At 59.4% G+C, this 14,555-nt stretch carries 15 protein-coding genes; 13 read left to right on the top strand and 2 right to left on the bottom strand.

Annotated features, from left to right (window positions below; all coding sequences use genetic code 11):
• The first annotated feature begins 14 nt into the window (after window positions 1-14).
• The 13 genes from flhF to ACKPCU_RS15235 all read left to right on the top strand — a co-directional run bounded on the left by flhF (window position 15) and on the right by ACKPCU_RS15235 (window position 12,377).
• Window positions 15-1,376, top strand: coding sequence for a flagellar biosynthesis protein FlhF (gene flhF, locus ACKPCU_RS15295; RefSeq protein ID WP_321348024.1), 1,362 nt, complete (start codon window positions 15-17; stop codon window positions 1,374-1,376).
• Between the two features lie 32 nt (window positions 1,377-1,408).
• On the top strand, window positions 1,409-2,236 hold the full coding sequence (gene fleN / locus ACKPCU_RS15290; protein ID WP_104737841.1) for a flagellar synthesis regulator FleN: 828 nt from the start codon (window positions 1,409-1,411) through the stop codon (window positions 2,234-2,236).
• The gene (locus ACKPCU_RS15285) at window positions 2,233-2,970 is read left to right on the top strand and encodes an RNA polymerase sigma factor FliA (RefSeq protein WP_104737840.1); all 738 of its coding nucleotides are present in this window, start codon (window positions 2,233-2,235) and stop codon (window positions 2,968-2,970) included. Before fleN ends, ACKPCU_RS15285 begins: the two co-directional genes overlap by 4 nt.
• A gap of 223 nt (window positions 2,971-3,193) precedes the next feature.
• Window positions 3,194-3,571, top strand: a complete 378-nt coding sequence (locus tag ACKPCU_RS15280) for a chemotaxis response regulator CheY (protein ID WP_172409633.1) — start codon at window positions 3,194-3,196, stop codon at window positions 3,569-3,571.
• 21 nt (window positions 3,572-3,592) lie between these two features.
• Complete coding sequence (locus ACKPCU_RS15275; protein WP_321348019.1) at window positions 3,593-4,387, top strand: protein phosphatase CheZ; 795 nt, start codon at window positions 3,593-3,595, stop codon at window positions 4,385-4,387.
• Between the two features lie 155 nt (window positions 4,388-4,542).
• Window positions 4,543-6,834, top strand: a complete 2,292-nt coding sequence (locus tag ACKPCU_RS15270; RefSeq protein ID WP_321348017.1) for a chemotaxis protein CheA — start codon at window positions 4,543-4,545, stop codon at window positions 6,832-6,834.
• A 121-nt stretch (window positions 6,835-6,955) separates the two neighbouring features.
• Complete coding sequence (locus ACKPCU_RS15265) at window positions 6,956-8,077, top strand: protein-glutamate methylesterase/protein-glutamine glutaminase (RefSeq protein ID WP_104737837.1); 1,122 nt, start codon at window positions 6,956-6,958, stop codon at window positions 8,075-8,077.
• On the top strand, window positions 8,077-8,817 hold the full coding sequence (locus tag ACKPCU_RS15260) for a flagellar motor protein (RefSeq protein WP_104737836.1): 741 nt from the start codon (window positions 8,077-8,079) through the stop codon (window positions 8,815-8,817). The genes ACKPCU_RS15265 and ACKPCU_RS15260 overlap by 1 nt, the downstream gene beginning before the upstream one ends.
• Window positions 8,818-8,827: 10 nt before the next feature.
• Entirely contained in the window at window positions 8,828-9,661 is an 834-nt protein-coding gene (gene motD / locus ACKPCU_RS15255; RefSeq protein WP_321348012.1) for a flagellar motor protein MotD, read from the top strand.
• A gap of 87 nt (window positions 9,662-9,748) precedes the next feature.
• On the top strand, window positions 9,749-10,543 hold the full coding sequence (locus tag ACKPCU_RS15250; RefSeq protein ID WP_104737834.1) for a ParA family protein: 795 nt from the start codon (window positions 9,749-9,751) through the stop codon (window positions 10,541-10,543).
• Window positions 10,544-10,655: 112 nt separating this feature from the next.
• The gene (locus ACKPCU_RS15245; RefSeq protein WP_321348010.1) at window positions 10,656-11,414 is read left to right on the top strand and encodes a chemotaxis protein CheW; all 759 of its coding nucleotides are present in this window, start codon (window positions 10,656-10,658) and stop codon (window positions 11,412-11,414) included.
• A 69-nt stretch (window positions 11,415-11,483) separates the two neighbouring features.
• Entirely contained in the window at window positions 11,484-11,963 is a 480-nt protein-coding gene (locus tag ACKPCU_RS15240; protein WP_321348008.1) for a chemotaxis protein CheW, read from the top strand.
• A gap of 3 nt (window positions 11,964-11,966) precedes the next feature.
• Window positions 11,967-12,377, top strand: coding sequence for a DUF2802 domain-containing protein (locus ACKPCU_RS15235; RefSeq protein ID WP_229744279.1), 411 nt, complete (start codon window positions 11,967-11,969; stop codon window positions 12,375-12,377).
• 11 nt (window positions 12,378-12,388) lie between these two features.
• On the opposite strand, the gene ACKPCU_RS15230 is transcribed toward ACKPCU_RS15235, so the two are convergent.
• Together ACKPCU_RS15230 and fliK are read right to left on the bottom strand one after the other, a co-directional pair.
• Entirely contained in the window at window positions 12,389-12,712 is a 324-nt protein-coding gene (locus ACKPCU_RS15230; RefSeq protein ID WP_321348005.1) for an EscU/YscU/HrcU family type III secretion system export apparatus switch protein, read from the bottom strand.
• Entirely contained in the window at window positions 12,712-14,430 is a 1,719-nt protein-coding gene (fliK, locus tag ACKPCU_RS15225; RefSeq protein ID WP_321348004.1) for a flagellar hook-length control protein FliK, read from the bottom strand. Before fliK ends, ACKPCU_RS15230 begins: the two co-directional genes overlap by 1 nt.
• Between the last annotated feature and the right edge of the window lie 125 nt (window positions 14,431-14,555).

Raw genomic sequence — 14,555 nt, 5'->3', positions numbered from 1 at the left:
CGACGAGGTCAGCCATGAAAGTCAAACGTTTCTTTGCCGCAGACATGCGCCAGGCGATGAAGCTGGTTCGCGATGAGCTGGGCGCTGATGCGTCGATCATCGCCAATCGCCGGGTTGCCGGTGGCGTCGAGCTGACCGCTGCGCTGGACTACGAGGCGCCCCGTCTGACCACGCCGACACCGGGTCTGGATACCGAATTGAAGAAGACCCAGGAGCGCATTGTTGCCGCCCGCGCCGAGCTGGAGGTGGGCGAGATGGCTTCCCACGACCAGCCGTTGGTCAATCGCCAGCTGTTTGGTGACAGCATGCGCCACGCGGCGCGTCAGGGGTCGGTAGAAGCCCGCGACCTGCTGGATCGTCTGATTCAGGAACCGGTTGAGCCGGCTGCAACCAGCGCGCGGCCTGCAGCGGCTGAAGCGGCGCCGGCTCAGTCTGGCGATGACGCTGGCCTGAGTGCGATGCGCGCCGAGCTTGCGGGTCTGCGAGAGATGCTTGAGTCGCAGCTGGGGGGGATGGCCTGGGGACAGCTCAATCAGCATAAGCCGAAGCAGGCTGGCCTGTGGCGACGGCTGACCCAGATGGGGTTGCCAGCTGAGGTCAGTCAGGATTTGCTGCGTCAGGTTTCTGACGTGACCGAGCCGCGTCAGGCCTGGCGTATGCTGCTGGCCTATCTGGCCCACCGCGTACCGGTGCTGCGCGAAGAGCCGCTCGATGCCGGCGGCGTGATCGCGCTGGTCGGCCCTACCGGGGCTGGCAAGACCACGACCCTCGGCAAGCTGGCTGCCCGCTACGTGCTTAAGCACGGCAGCCAGCACGTTGCTCTGGTGACCATGGACACCTACCGTATCGGTGCCCATGAGCAGCTCCGCACCCTGGGGCGAATTCTCAACGTGCCGGTCAAGGTAGTTGACGAAAAGCAGGATCTCAACGATGTGCTGGCCGATTTTGCCGGCAAGCGACTGGTGCTGATCGACACCGCTGGCCTGCAGGCCAATGATCCCTATCTGCGCGGGCAGCTTGATACGCTGGCTCGTCAAGGCCACCGTGTACGCAACCTGCTGGTGTTGGCCGCAACCAGTCAGCATCGGGTAATGAAGGCTGCCTATCACACCTACAAGGCTTGCGGGCTGTCCGGCTGCATTCTCACCAAAATTGATGAAGCAGCTACGCTTGGTGAGTCGCTGGGGCTGGCGATGGAGCAGGGTTTGCCGGTAGCCTATCTGGCAGATGGCCAGCGCATACCGGACGATATCAGCCGTGCTGTTGGGCACCAACTGGTCAGTCGTGCCGTCAGCATGGCTGGCAACGATGCTCCGGCAGATCAGACCATGGCCGACGTTTTTGCCGGTATGATGCATACCCAGCGGGCAAGTTAAGCAATTTCACAGAATTAAGGTAATCAGCGCAGATGGGCAGCAAACATCCGGTTCAGGTAATCGCAGTCACCGGTGGTAAGGGTGGCATCGGCAAGACCAACGTGTCGGTGAACCTCAGCCTTGCTCTGGCGGAAATGGGGCGACGCGTCGTTCTGCTTGACGCTGACCTTGGTTTGGCGAATGTCGATGTGCTGCTTGGTCTCAAGCCCAAGGCCACGCTGGCTGATGTGCTGGAAGGCAAGTGCGACCTGCGCGACGTTCTGGTCACCGGCCCTGGCGGCATCCGTATTGTGCCTGCCGCTTCAGGTGCGGCCAACATGGTCAGCCTCAGTCACCAGCAGCATGCCGGTTTAATTCAGGCGTTCAGCGAGATCGGTGACAATATCGATGTACTGATCGTCGATACCGCAGCAGGTATCGGTGATTCAGTTGTCAGCTTTGTGCGCGCCGCCCAGGAAGCGCTGGTGGTCGTCTGTGACGAGCCGACCTCGATCACCGACGCCTATGCATTGATCAAGCTGCTCAACCGTGATTACGGCATGACTCGTTTCCGCGTATTGGCCAATATGGTCGGCACGCCGCAGGAAGGTCGCATGGTCTTTGCTAAGCTCACCAAAGTGACAGACCGTTTTCTCGACGTCGCGCTGCAGTATGTCGGTGCGGTTCCCTATGACGAAGCAGTGCGCAAATCGGTTCAGAAGCAGCGCGCGGTATTCGAAGCGTTCCCGCGCAGCAAAGCCTCACTGGCGATTCGCGCGATTGCCCAGAAAGTGGATGCCTGGCCTTTGCCGGCTAACCCGCGCGGACACCTTGAGTTTTTTGTCGAGCGTCTGGTGCAGCCCACAGGGTCTGGTCTATGACAGCACAGGCTGGCGGATTGAGCATGTATACACGAGCACAGAGTTCAGCAGGAGAACAGGATCGTCTCGTCGAGCAATATGCTCCTTTGGTCAAGCGGATTGCCTATCACTTGCTGGGGCGCTTGCCATCCAGCGTTCAGGTTGAAGATCTTATGCAGGCGGGCATGATCGGCCTGCTCGAAGCCTCCCGCAAATTTGATTTCGGCAAGGGTGCCAGCTTTGAAACCTACGCCGGTATTCGCATTCGCGGTGCGATGCTTGATGAAGTGCGCAAGGGGGACTGGGCGCCGCGCTCGGTTCACCGCAATACCCGTATGGTCAGTGATGCGATGCGTGCTGTGGAGGCGCGACTTGGGCGTGACGCTAAAGATCACGAGATTGCTGCCGAGTTGGAAATGAGTCTCGAGGAGTACTATACGATTCTCAGCGACACCGCCGGCAGCAAGTTGTTCAGCTTTGATGACCTGCTGGAGTCGGGTGCGCCGGCCGATGTGCAGGGCGGGGAAGAGCCTTTTTCGGGGCTGCAGGATGAGCGCTTCAGGGCGGCTTTGATTGAGGCTATCGACAGTTTGCCGGAGCGTGAGCGGCTGTTGCTGTCGCTTTATTACGACGAGGAGCTTAACCTCAAGGAAATTGGCGCCGTACTGGGCGTCAGTGAATCGCGGGTCAGTCAATTGCACAGTCAGTGTGCTGCCCGACTGCGTTCGAAGCTGGTCAGTTGGCGAAATGATTGATTTTGTCGTCAACATCCGGACAATGCTCGGATTGCTCGACAGGTACTAGCAGTGTTGTGTCGGTCGCCAGGATGGTGACACGAAGGGCGCGTCCGATCAGTCTGCTGATGGCAGTCGATTGATCAGAGCTTCTTTTACGGCTTGTTTGGTTATTTGCGATGGGTTTCTGGGGTGCAGGCCTGCACATTCCCTGGTTTGTACGGAGGTCGACTTGGACAAGAACATGAAAATTCTCATCGTTGATGATTTTTCGACGATGAGGCGCATCATCAAGAACCTGTTGCGCGACCTTGGGTTTACCAACACAGCCGAAGCCGACGACGGCAATACTGCGCTGCCGATGTTGCAGAGTGGCAGTTTCGATTTCCTGGTGACGGACTGGAATATGCCCGGCATGAGCGGCATCGACCTGTTGCGTGCGGTGCGTGCCGATGAACGGCTCAAGCACCTTCCGGTGCTGATGGTAACGGCCGAGGCAAAGCGCGACCAGATCATTGAAGCCGCGCAGGCAGGCGTTAATGGTTATGTGGTTAAGCCTTTCACTGCGCAGGCATTGAAAGAAAAGATCGAAAAGATCTTTGAGCGAGTTCAGGCTAAATAATAATCAACCGGGGTACAGGTTATGGCTTTGAGTAAGGATCCCGGCCAGGCGACTGCTCAGGAATTTGAACATTCGCTGAAGGACAATGCGCACCAGCTGGTTGGTCACCTCGAAAGCGGCAACTTCGGTGAAGCGTTGCTGGTCATTCATGCGATCAACCAGGCGCGTGACCGCGGCCTCTACCACGAAGTGGGACAGCTGACCCGGGCGCTGCACAACGCGATCGTCAATTTTCAGATCGATACCACCCATGCGCTGGGGGCTGATACCGACTCGTCCAAAATTTCCGATGCGTCCGACCGGCTCGACTATGTGGTTCAGCTGACCGACAAGGCAGCCAACCGCACGATGGATCTGGTTGAGGTCAGTGCGCCCAAGGTCGGTGATCTGGGGCAGCAGGCTAGTGCCTTGAAGGCAGATTGGCAGCGGCTACAGCGCCGCGAGATGGCGGCCGATGAATTCCGTGATCTCTATCGCCGGGTTGGCGAATTCCTTGAGCACACCGAAAGTACCAGTAAGGATTTGTCGATCAATCTGAACGACATCCTGCTGGCGCAGGATTATCAGGATCTGACCGGTCAGGTCATCAAGCGTGTGATCACGCTTGTGCACGATGTCGAAGAGAGTCTGGTCAATCTGGTCCGTATGGCGGGGCAAGTCGACCGCATTACCGGCATCAACCATGGCGATACGCCGGAAGAGGCAAAAAAATCCTCCTCCAGGGGTGAAGGTCCGCAAATTCATGCCGATAAAAGGGAAGACGTTGTTTCCGGTCAGGATGAGGTCGACGACCTTCTGTCCAGTCTCGGATTCTGATGTCAGTTGTAGCTGCCGTGCATCAGGCGCGTCGGCAGTTTGACTGCCCAAGGTGGCAACCTGGCAGCAACGTTGAATGACGGCGCAGTGCCTGGACGCAAGTCCGTGGTGGTGGTGCGTAGTCTTCCGATAACACGCCCGAGGGGAGTGGGTGCATGAGTTTCGATGCGGATGAAGAGATTCTCCAGGACTTTCTGGTCGAGGCCGGCGAGATTCTCGAGCAGTTGTCCGAACAGTTGGTCGAGCTGGAAAACCGGCCTGACGACATGGATCTGCTTAACGCCATCTTCCGCGGCTTTCACACCGTAAAAGGCGGCGCTGGCTTTCTGCAGCTCGATGCCCTCGTTGCCTGCTGTCATATCGCTGAAAACGTGTTCGACATTCTGCGCAAGGGTGAGCGAACGGTTTCCCCCGAGTTGATGGATGTTGTGCTGCAGGCGCTGGATACGGTCAACGGCATGTTCGCCCAGGTTCGAGAAAGCGAAGAGCCTACGCCTGCAGACCCGGCATTGCTGGCAGCACTGTCGGCCCTGGCTCAGCCCGCTTCGGCCGACGAAGTTGCTGCGGCACCTGCTGCCGTCGAGAAATCCGAGCCTGAAGCCGAGCCGGTTGAAACGGCCGCCCCTGCAGCTGCGGCTGACGGCGATATTACTGACGACGAATTTGAGCAGTTGCTGGATGCCCTGCACGGCGATGGCAGTGCGCCGACTGCGGCAGCCAAGGCTACCCCCGAGCCAGCCGCCAGTGCGGCATCCGACGAGATATCCGACGACGAATTTGAAGCGCTGCTGGATGAGCTGCATGGCGCAGGTAAAGCGCCCTCGGTCGCGGCTGGCGCCGCTGCACCTGCCGATTCGTCCAAACCTGCCGCTGCCGGCGGAGACGAAATTACCGACGACGAATTCGAAGCGCTGCTTGATCAGCTGCACGGCAAGGGCTCTGCGCCCGGTGCTGTTGAAGCGTCCGCTGCGCCTAGTTCGCCCGCCGCGCCCGCAGCAGACAGTGCGCCAGCGGCTGCCGGCGGCGACGATCACATCACCGACGATGAGTTCGAGGCGCTGCTTGATCAGTTGCACGGCAAAGGTTCTGCGCCGGGCCTGGCCGAAGACAGTGCCGGGGCCAGCAAGCCAGCCGCGAAGGCGGAATCAGGCACCCCCCCTGCAGCCAAGGCACCTACACCTGCAGCCAAGCCCGACGTCAAACCCGAGGCCAAGCCGGCAGCGAAGGCTGCGGCGCCTGCTGCAGCCAAGGCTCATCCTGCTGGCGAGGCACCAGCTGCCGATACCACCGTGCGAGTCGACACTGCGCGGCTTGACGAAATCATGAACATGGTTGGTGAGCTGGTGCTCGTGCGCAATCGACTGGTGCGCCTGGGCGTGGCCAGTGGCGATGAGGAACTGGGCAAGGCTGTCGGCAATCTGGATGTGGTCACTGCCGACCTGCAAATGTCGGTCATGAAGACTCGGATGCAACCGATCAAGAAGGTGTTCGGGCGCTTCCCGCGGGTTGTTCGTGATCTGGCGCGTAACCTCAAGAAGGAAATCAATCTCGAGCTGATTGGCGAAGAGACCGATCTCGACAAGAACCTTGTCGAAGCGCTGGCTGATCCGCTGGTTCACTTGGTGCGTAACTCGGTTGACCACGGTATTGAGCTGCCGAGCGAGCGTGAGGCTGCCGGTAAACCGCGAACTGGCAAGGTGGTGCTGGCTGCTCAGCAGGAAGTGGATCACATTCTGCTGACAATCGTCGACGATGGGCGTGGGATGGACCCGGAAATCCTTCGTGCCAAGGCCGTCGAGAAAGGCATGATGGAGAAGGATGCGGCTGATCGGTTGAGCGATTCCGAGTGTTTCAACCTGATTCTGGCACCAGGTTTCTCTACCAAGACCGAGATTTCCGATGTGTCCGGCCGCGGTGTTGGCATGGACGTAGTCAAAACCAAGATTTCCCAGCTCAATGGCACCATTAACATTGAGTCTACTAAGGGGCAGGGCTCGCGCATCGCGATCAAGGTGCCGTTGACGCTGGCGATCATGCCAACGCTGATGGTCATGCTGGCCGATCAGGCGTTCGCGCTGCCGCTGGTTAGTGTTAACGAAATCTACAGCCTGGATCTGTCACGCACCAACGTGGTGGATGGTCAGGAAGTCATTATCGTCCGCGATAAGGCGCTGCCATTGTTTTATCTCAAACAGTGGCTGATGCCTGGCGTGGAAGATACCAGCGATCATTCGGCGGCCAGCGTAGTTATCGTTTCTGTTGGTACCCAGAGAGTCGGTTTCGTGGTTGATCAACTGGTTGGCCAGGAAGAGGTTGTCATCAAGCCGCTTGGGCGGATGCTGCAGGGCACTGCCGGTATGGCCGGGGCAACCATTACCGGCGACGGTCGCATTGCTCTGATCCTGGATATTCCCAGCCTGCTCAAGCGGTATGCGCGGCGCATTTGATCGTCTTGCCGGAGGCGTAAGCCTGCGGTAAGGGTGTATCGAGTGCCCTTTGCGGAGTAGCACAACCCCGCAAAGACAGTGATGAATCATTTCATGTGCAGGATGCAGTTCAGGAGAGGGTATGGCGGTTAAGGTTCTGGTGGTCGACGATTCCGGTTTCTTTCGCCGCAGGGTGACAGAGATACTGGCCGGCGATCCACAAATCCAGGTGGTCGGTACTGCCAACAATGGTCGTGAAGCCATCGATCAGACGCTGGCGCTGCACCCGGATGTGATCACCATGGACTACGAGATGCCGGTCATGGACGGCATTGAGGCGGTGCGCCAGATCATGCAGCGCTGTCCGACGCCGGTGATCATGTTCTCCTCGCTAACCTACGAAGGCGCGCGCGTCAGCCTGGATGCGCTGGATGCTGGCGCCGCCGATTATCTGCCGAAGAACTTCGAAGATATTTCGCGTAACCCGGACAAGGTCCGGCAGATGCTGTGCGAGCGGGTCACTGCATTGGCCCGCACCAATCGCCGATCGCTTGGTCTGCATTCCTCCGCTGCGTCCTCGACATCTTCTGCGCCTGGCTCGACTTCGCGTCCGGCTTCGGGCCTGTCGAGCACTGCTACCGCGCGTCCAACGGCTGCACCCGCGCCCGCTGCGCCGGTGAAAAACAGCCCTGCACCGCGCAAGCGCAGCTACAAACTGGTTGCTATCGGCACCTCTACCGGTGGCCCGGTTGCGCTGCAGAAGGTGCTTACCCAGCTTCCTGCCAGCTTCCCTGCGCCGTTGTTGCTGATTCAGCACATGCCAGCAGCCTTTACCAAGGCGTTTGCCGAGCGTCTCGACAAGTTGTGTCGGATTTCGGTCAAGGAGGCAGAGGACGGTGACGTGCTGCGCCCAGGCCGAGCGCTGCTTGCTCCGGGGGGCAAGCAGATGATGGTGGATTCGCGGGGTGTGGTGCGTATTCTGCCCGGTGATGAACGCCTGAACTACAAGCCCTGCGTGGATGTGACCTTTGGTTCGGCCGCCAAGGCGTTTCAGGATAAGGTGCTGGCTGTTGTCCTGACCGGGATGGGGGCCGATGGTCGTGAAGGTGCTCGCATGCTCAAGCAGGCCGGCAGCTCGGTTTGGGCGCAGGACGAGGCAAGCTGTGTGATATACGGAATGCCGATGGCTGTGGCCAAGGCAAACCTGGCTGATGGCATCTACAACCTGGATGAGATCGGCCGCTATTTGGCTGAGCTAGGCTGATGGATATCCTCAGTGTTATTGGCGTCATTCTGGCGTTTATCGCCATTATTGGCGGCAACTATCTTGAGGGCGGACATGCAACTGCGCTGCTGAACGGGCCTGCTGGTCTGATCGTGATCGGTGGCACCCTTGGCGCTGCGTTTATCCAGACGCCGTTGACGGTTTTCAAGCGGGCGCTGGCGATCCTTCCCTGGATCGTTTTTCCTCCAGCCAATCGCATGCGTGAAGGTATTGGTCAGGTTATCAACTGGAGCACCATCGCCCGCAAAGAGGGTCTGCTTGGCCTGGAAAGTCTGGCAGAGCTTGAGCCCGATGGCTTCGCCCGCAAGGGGTTGCAGCTTCTGGTTGACGGCAGTGAGCCGGAAGCATTGCGCAGTATTATGGAAGTTGATCTGGTCAACAAGGAACACGGCGATCTGATGGCGGCCAAGGTCTACGAATGCATGGGCGGCTACGCCCCGACCATCGGTATCATCGGTGCAGTGATGGGGCTGATCCACGTGATGGGCAATCTAGCCGACCCATCCCGGCTGGGTGCCGGTATCGCGGTCGCCTTTGTGGCCACCATTTATGGGGTGGCGCTGGCCAACCTGTTCATGCTGCCGACTGCAGCGAAGCTGAAGTCGGTGGTGCTGCAGCAATCCAAGTACCGTGAGATGTTGCTCGAAGGTCTGATGTCGATTGCCGAGGGCGAGAATCCGCGGTCCATCGAAATGAAGCTCGAGGGCTTTCTGGATTAGAGGTTGAACCATGCGCCGATCCAGACCGGAAGAGCACGAAAATCACGAGCGCTGGCTGGTGTCCTATGCGGACTTCATCACCCTGCTGTTCGCTTTTTTTGTCGTCATGTATTCGATTTCTTCCGTGAACGAGGGCAAGTACAAGGTACTGTCCGATACGCTGGTCGGCGCTTTCAATCAACCCCAGCGCTCGGTAGACCCGATTCAGGTTGGTACTGAGCTGCCGCGTGGGCTTACACGCGAAAATAACGATGCCTCCGGCGCCGGTACGCCAGACGGCAGCAGCGACGCGCTGCAAGATATTACGCAGGCGATGGAAGCAGCCTTCGGTGATCTGATTCAGGCCGGTGAGCTTGAGGTCCGGGGTAACGAGATGTGGGTTGAGATCGAGTTAAGCTCCGGTCTGCTGTTTCCCAGTGGTGATGCATTGCCGCTGGATGCAGCCTTCGACCTGATTGACCGGATCGCGATGATTCTCAAGCCGTATGACAATCCGGTACATGTTGAGGGTTTTACCGATAACATCCCGATTCGCTCCGGTCGATACCCCACCAATTGGGAGCTGTCGGCCGCGCGGGCGGCCAGTGTGGTACGAATGCTGAGCAATGGCGGCGTCAACCCTGACCGGCTGGCCGCAGTAGGCTATGGTGAATTTAGACCCGTTGCCGATAACACCACGGCCGCAGGGCGCAAGGCCAATCGTCGGGTGGTGTTGCTGGTGTCGCGTTTTCTGGACAATCGGCATGAGCAGATAGCCGAACCTGATGGCCGAATTGATGTGATGCGCGAAGCGCGCACCGCCCCGGCTTCTGGCACGGGTTCTGCATCGGACACTCTGCGATAGGTAAATTAGGCGGCGGGCTGTCAGAATGTTGGCGTTTCATTATTGTGGCGAGATGCAACGCAGTATCCGCATCTCCGGAGGTAAGGTATGAGAGTCTGGGCGGTAGCCAACCAGAAGGGCGGGGTGGGCAAGACCACGACAGCCGTCGCGCTGGCGGGCTTGCTTGCAGATCAAGGTCAGAAGGTGCTGGTGGTAGACCTTGATCCACACGGCTCTATGACCAGTTATTTTGGTCAGGATCCGGACCAGCTGACCAGTAGTGTATTCAATCTATTTCAACACAACGGGCATGTACCGGAAGGCTTGGCGGCGGCGCTGCTGAAGGAGACCTCCCACCCGAATATCAGCTTGCTGCCATCGAGTACCTCGCTGGCAACGCTTGAGCGGCAGTCGGCGGCTCAGGGTGGGTATGGTCTGGTAATCTCGCGGGCGCTGGCACAACTCTGGAACGAGTACCAGTTTGTTATCATCGATAGCCCTCCGTTGCTGGGGGTGTCGATGATCAATGCGCTGGCCGCTTGTGAGCAGTTGATTATTCCGGTGCAGACCGAGTTTCTGGCGCTCAAGGGGCTGGAGCGGATGGTGCATACGCTCAACATGGTCAATCGCTCGCGCAAGCAGGCATTGCCTTACACCATTGTACCGACCCTGTTTGACCGCCGTACCCAGGCGTCACTCAACACGCTGCGCCTGTTACGGCGCGATTACGCCGAGCACCTGTGGCAGGCCTATATCCCGATTGATACCAAACTGCGAGATGCGAGTCTTGCGGGCCTGGTGCCCTCGCAGCTGGATTCGAATGCGCGTGGTGTGTTGGCCTATCGTGCGTTGTTGCGCTTTTTGCTGGCGCAGTCGCTCAGCCGCAATGAGCAGGTGGCTTGAATGCGAGTAGTCTGTCTTCTGACGCCTGCGCTAATGCTTTGCGCTGGCGAGCCGATACAGAGTCAAGGCCAGTTCCTGTGGGGGACCGGCGATGCGAGATGAACTGGTTGTTATGAGTAAACCTTTGTTGCCCGTTCAGGAGTTTGTACCTGAGCAGACCATTCAGCATTATCTGGATGCGTTGCTGCAGGATGCGGCTGATGAGCTGGCGCGTGCCGAGCAGGGTAGCGAGGCGGCCGTTGCACCGACACCGGTTGTCGTCGAGCCTAAGCCGGTGCAACCCCAATTGCTGCGCGAGGCAGAGAAACCCGTTGTCGAGGCGCCGCCGGTTGCTGAAACCGAGTCGGTCTCGGAGCCGGTTCTGGATACGCCGGCACTCAAGCCGGTGCCGCAATGGCGGGAGCAGGCCTTTGAGGCCCTGCTGTTCGATGTTGGCGGTCTTAAGCTGGCGGTACCGCTGGTGTTGCTTGGTACGATTTACCCGCTGGAAGATGAAATCACTCCGTTGTTTGGTCAGCCGGACTGGTTTCTTGGCATCCTTTCGACCCAGGCTGGCAACATCAAGGTGCTGGATACGGCGCGCTGGGTTATGCCGGAGCGTTATACGCCCGAGTTGAAGGACAGCCTCTCTTTCGTGATTTCGGTAGAAGGTTTTGACTGGGGTATGGCCGTGCACGGTGTACACCAGTCGATTCGGCTGGAGCCGGATCAGATCAAGTGGCGCTCCCAGCAGGGCAAGCGCCCCTGGCTGGCTGGTACGGTTATTGATCACATGTGTGCGCTGCTGGATGTGTCTGAGCTGGCTAAGCTGATAGTCGGTAACGGAGGCACTGGTGCTGCTGGTAATGCCGTAGCGCCAGCATTAGGATGAACGGGGTAGGGTGAGTCGCCAACGGTTCGCCGTGACCCTGGACTTAAATGATGATCGGGAAGCAAGACAATGAAGAATAATTCGGGACAAGGTGCTGAAGATCCGATCCTGCAATGGGTGACCTTCCGGCTCGATAACGAGAGCTATGGCATCAATGTAATGCAGGTGCAGGAAGTGCTGCGACATACCGAGATTGCCCCGGTTCCGGGCGCTCCCTCCTATGTTCTGGGGATCATCAATCTGCGTGGTAATGTTGTCACCGTCATCGATACCCGTCAGCGCTTTGGGTTGAGTCCTGCGCCCATTACCGACAATACCCGCATCGTGATCATCGAGGCGGACAAGCAGGTAGTCGGCATTCTGGTCGATAGCGTGGCTGAAGTGGTGTATCTGCGCCAGTCCGAGATCGAAACGGCACCGAACGTCGGTACCGACGAGTCGGCCAAGTTTATTCAGGGTGTCTGCAACAAGAACAACGAACTGCTGATTCTGGTCGATCTCGAGAAGATGATGACCGAAGATGAGTGGGCCGAGCTGTCGGGATTCTGATTGATGAGTGAGCCCTGGCTGCTGCTGGTGATGGGCGGCGTACTTGGCCTGCTGCTGGTTGCGCTGGTGGCTCTGGCTGTGTTGTTTGCGCAGGTACGTCGATTGCCGGCGCAGCAACAGCAGCTCGAGTCCCAATTGCAGAGCCGGATCGATCAGCTCGCCCGTGATCTGACGACCTTCCAGCAGGGCAGTATTCGCATGGGTGAGGAGCTGACGGCGCTGCGCCAGCAGGTCAAGCGCCTTGAGGACAAACAGCTCAAACTTGAGCAGTCGGACCCCCAGGCAATGCCATACAGTCAGGCGGCTCGGCTGGTTGGCATGGGGGCCAGTATTGAAGATCTGACCCAGTCCTGCGGCCTGTCCAAGGCCGAAGCGGAACTCTTCGTCAAACTGCACGCCTCGCGCCAGAGCTAAGTCTGCCTTCGTTACTCCTCCCTTTTCCTTTCCAGCTGTAGTGTGCGCTCTTTGCTTGCGTCCGGATCGAATCCGGCTGGTCGCTTGCCCTTTAGATACCAGGCAAAGGCAATGATCTCGGCAATCGTCCGATACAGTGCCTCCGGGATCTGATCCCCCAGCTCCATGCGTGCCAGCATCTTTGCCAGCTCGGCGTTCTCGTAAATTGGCACTTCGTACTGCATGGCCAGGTCGATGATCTGCTCAGCCAGATCCCCTTCGCCCTTGGCAGTAATGGTTGGTGCCTGTTCGCCGCCGTCGTAGACCAGCGCGATTGCTTCGCGGGAAGTACTCATCAGGTTACCTCGTCTACCCAGCCCTGCTGTACCGGCTGGCGTGGTGGTGGCGGCGCGCCGCGGTGACAGCTGAGTTCGCCAACATCGAGGCCCTTGGCCAGCAGGCGGTCGCGCAGGGCGCCGATTTCACTGTTGATCAGGCCCAATGTTTCCTGCCGCTCGGCCCAGAGCTCGCTGCTAATCTTGTCGTTTCGCAGGCGGGCGATGGCCTGCATGCTGCCAAGGTGGTCAAGGTTGAACGCCAGCCGGACCTCCCATACTGGCACGGGTTCGGGCTGACGTGGCGTTGGTGCCGACTCGTCGCGCTGAATTCGCACCTGTACGTGGTTGAACTGCTGGCCGTCGCGCAACGGGATCTCCAGTTGCCAGGTGGTTTGGCTGCTGCCGTCGGAGAAGGTCTGAGTCTGGCCCATGCTCTGCAACTGGTGATGCTGAATCCGCGACAGCAGTGCTGCAGTAAGGCGCAAGAGGCTGCCCAGATCGCTGGTCTCGCCCAGTGCCTGGAGCGCGCGGGCTGGCAGGGGGAAGAGTCCGGGCTTGACGCTGGTGCCCTGTTGCGCGAGTTGCATGGCCTGTTGCCAGGGGCCAGCAGGGTTCTGCGGCGGTTGCAGCGCGGCACCCGGCAATTGCTGCTGAAGGGTGACCAGCAGGCCGACCAGAGCCCCCTTGAAATCCGCCCCGGCCAGCGGTTCGGTTGCGCGAGGGGCGCTCAGGCTAGCCAGCAGCGGAAGCAGTTTGTCCAGTGCTGGCAGTGCCGGCTTGGGGGAATCTCCACCCGTTGCAGTGGTCGGTTTACCGTCCACCGAGACAGCGCCCTCTGCGTTCTGCTGCTTGCTCATGATGTCGGCGAGGCGCGCGAGGTTGGCCTCCAGAAAGCTGCCGCTCTGGGCGACGGCGTTGGCCACGCCGGTGGCGGTCATCAGCTGCGGGGCGTCAACGATCTGTTTGAGTACGTTGGCAATCGCCAGTTGCAGCGCAGGAACCGGTGGAAGTTCCTGCGGCGCCGCTGCCAGCGAGGCCAGTCGAGTTAGCAGCAACTCCGATGACGCCTGCTGTTGAAAGGCAGCACGCAGGCCCTGCAGCAGATCGGCCTGGCGAACTTGCTCGCTACTGCTCAGTACTCGCAGCTCACCCTGGCTGCCAACAGTGGCGTTGAGCTGGGTGCCGGGCTCGACTGGGCGGGCGCTGGTGATGCTCAGCAGCGTCTGTTGCGGGCTTTGCTGCACCAGCTGCGCAACCAGCTCGTAGCGCGCTGCCTGGTTGACGCTGGCCGGGATAGCCTGCTGGCTTATCACTCGTGCCTGTACGGGGGTTCCAGCGGGAAACTGCTCAGGGTCGAGCTGGGTGAGCAGTTGGGTGTTCTGTGAGGCGACCTGCTGCACGACCGCGATCAGCTGGGTCTGCGTGACGGCCTGCACCACCATCTGGGTACCCGGCGCGACCGGCTGACTAGTGCTGGCGGGCAGGGTGGTTGTGCCGCTCATGTCCTGCTTGACGATCTTCAGCAGCAGGTCAAATTGGCCGCTGATGTTGGGCTTGTTGCTGCTTTGCACTACTTCCGCATTTGCCTGGTCGCCACCGAGTAGCTGCTGTGCGTCAATTGGCCGCAATAGCTGCAGCGCCATCATAATTGCGTCGGCCGGGCGCACCGGCGCAGCAGTGGTGGTGCCGGTTGGCTGGGTAACGCTGGTCGGTGGCAGGCGAAAATCAGGGCTCATGCTGTCACATGTTGACGTAAATCGAGGTCCCTCGCAAAAGGGGGGCATGTATAATGGCGCCGCTGGAAAACGGGCGTTCCCGCAGGCGTTGCTGGCTACAGAGTATAGCGGCAGCTGGCGCGGGA

This window comes from Halopseudomonas oceani, assembly GCF_963677335.1.
Classification (GTDB): domain Bacteria; phylum Pseudomonadota; class Gammaproteobacteria; order Pseudomonadales; family Pseudomonadaceae; genus Halopseudomonas; species Halopseudomonas oceani.
The sequence above is the reverse complement of the archived record's forward strand: the minus strand, read 5'-3'. Positions and strand labels throughout refer to the sequence as shown.

What these genes read in the sequence shown, in the direction of transcription:
- flhF (WP_321348024.1), top strand. Translation starts at nt 15, where the DNA reads ATGAAAGTCAAACGTTTCTTTGCCGCAGACATGCGCCAGGCGATGAAG.
- fleN (WP_104737841.1), top strand. Translation starts at nt 1,409, where the DNA reads ATGGGCAGCAAACATCCGGTTCAGGTAATCGCAGTCACCGGTGGTAAG.
- ACKPCU_RS15285 (WP_104737840.1), top strand. Translation starts at nt 2,233, where the DNA reads ATGACAGCACAGGCTGGCGGATTGAGCATGTATACACGAGCACAGAGT.
- ACKPCU_RS15280 (WP_172409633.1), top strand. Translation starts at nt 3,194, where the DNA reads ATGAAAATTCTCATCGTTGATGATTTTTCGACGATGAGGCGCATCATC.
- ACKPCU_RS15275 (WP_321348019.1), top strand. Translation starts at nt 3,593, where the DNA reads ATGGCTTTGAGTAAGGATCCCGGCCAGGCGACTGCTCAGGAATTTGAA.
- ACKPCU_RS15270 (WP_321348017.1), top strand. Translation starts at nt 4,543, where the DNA reads ATGAGTTTCGATGCGGATGAAGAGATTCTCCAGGACTTTCTGGTCGAG.
- ACKPCU_RS15265 (WP_104737837.1), top strand. Translation starts at nt 6,956, where the DNA reads ATGGCGGTTAAGGTTCTGGTGGTCGACGATTCCGGTTTCTTTCGCCGC.
- ACKPCU_RS15260 (WP_104737836.1), top strand. Translation starts at nt 8,077, where the DNA reads ATGGATATCCTCAGTGTTATTGGCGTCATTCTGGCGTTTATCGCCATT.
- motD (WP_321348012.1), top strand. Translation starts at nt 8,828, where the DNA reads ATGCGCCGATCCAGACCGGAAGAGCACGAAAATCACGAGCGCTGGCTG.
- ACKPCU_RS15250 (WP_104737834.1), top strand. Translation starts at nt 9,749, where the DNA reads ATGAGAGTCTGGGCGGTAGCCAACCAGAAGGGCGGGGTGGGCAAGACC.
- ACKPCU_RS15245 (WP_321348010.1), top strand. Translation starts at nt 10,656, where the DNA reads ATGAGTAAACCTTTGTTGCCCGTTCAGGAGTTTGTACCTGAGCAGACC.
- ACKPCU_RS15240 (WP_321348008.1), top strand. Translation starts at nt 11,484, where the DNA reads ATGAAGAATAATTCGGGACAAGGTGCTGAAGATCCGATCCTGCAATGG.
- ACKPCU_RS15235 (WP_229744279.1), top strand. Translation starts at nt 11,967, where the DNA reads ATGAGTGAGCCCTGGCTGCTGCTGGTGATGGGCGGCGTACTTGGCCTG.
- ACKPCU_RS15230 (WP_321348005.1), bottom strand. Translation starts at nt 12,712, where the DNA reads ATGAGTACTTCCCGCGAAGCAATCGCGCTGGTCTACGACGGCGGCGAA.
- fliK (WP_321348004.1), bottom strand. Translation starts at nt 14,430, where the DNA reads ATGAGCCCTGATTTTCGCCTGCCACCGACCAGCGTTACCCAGCCAACC.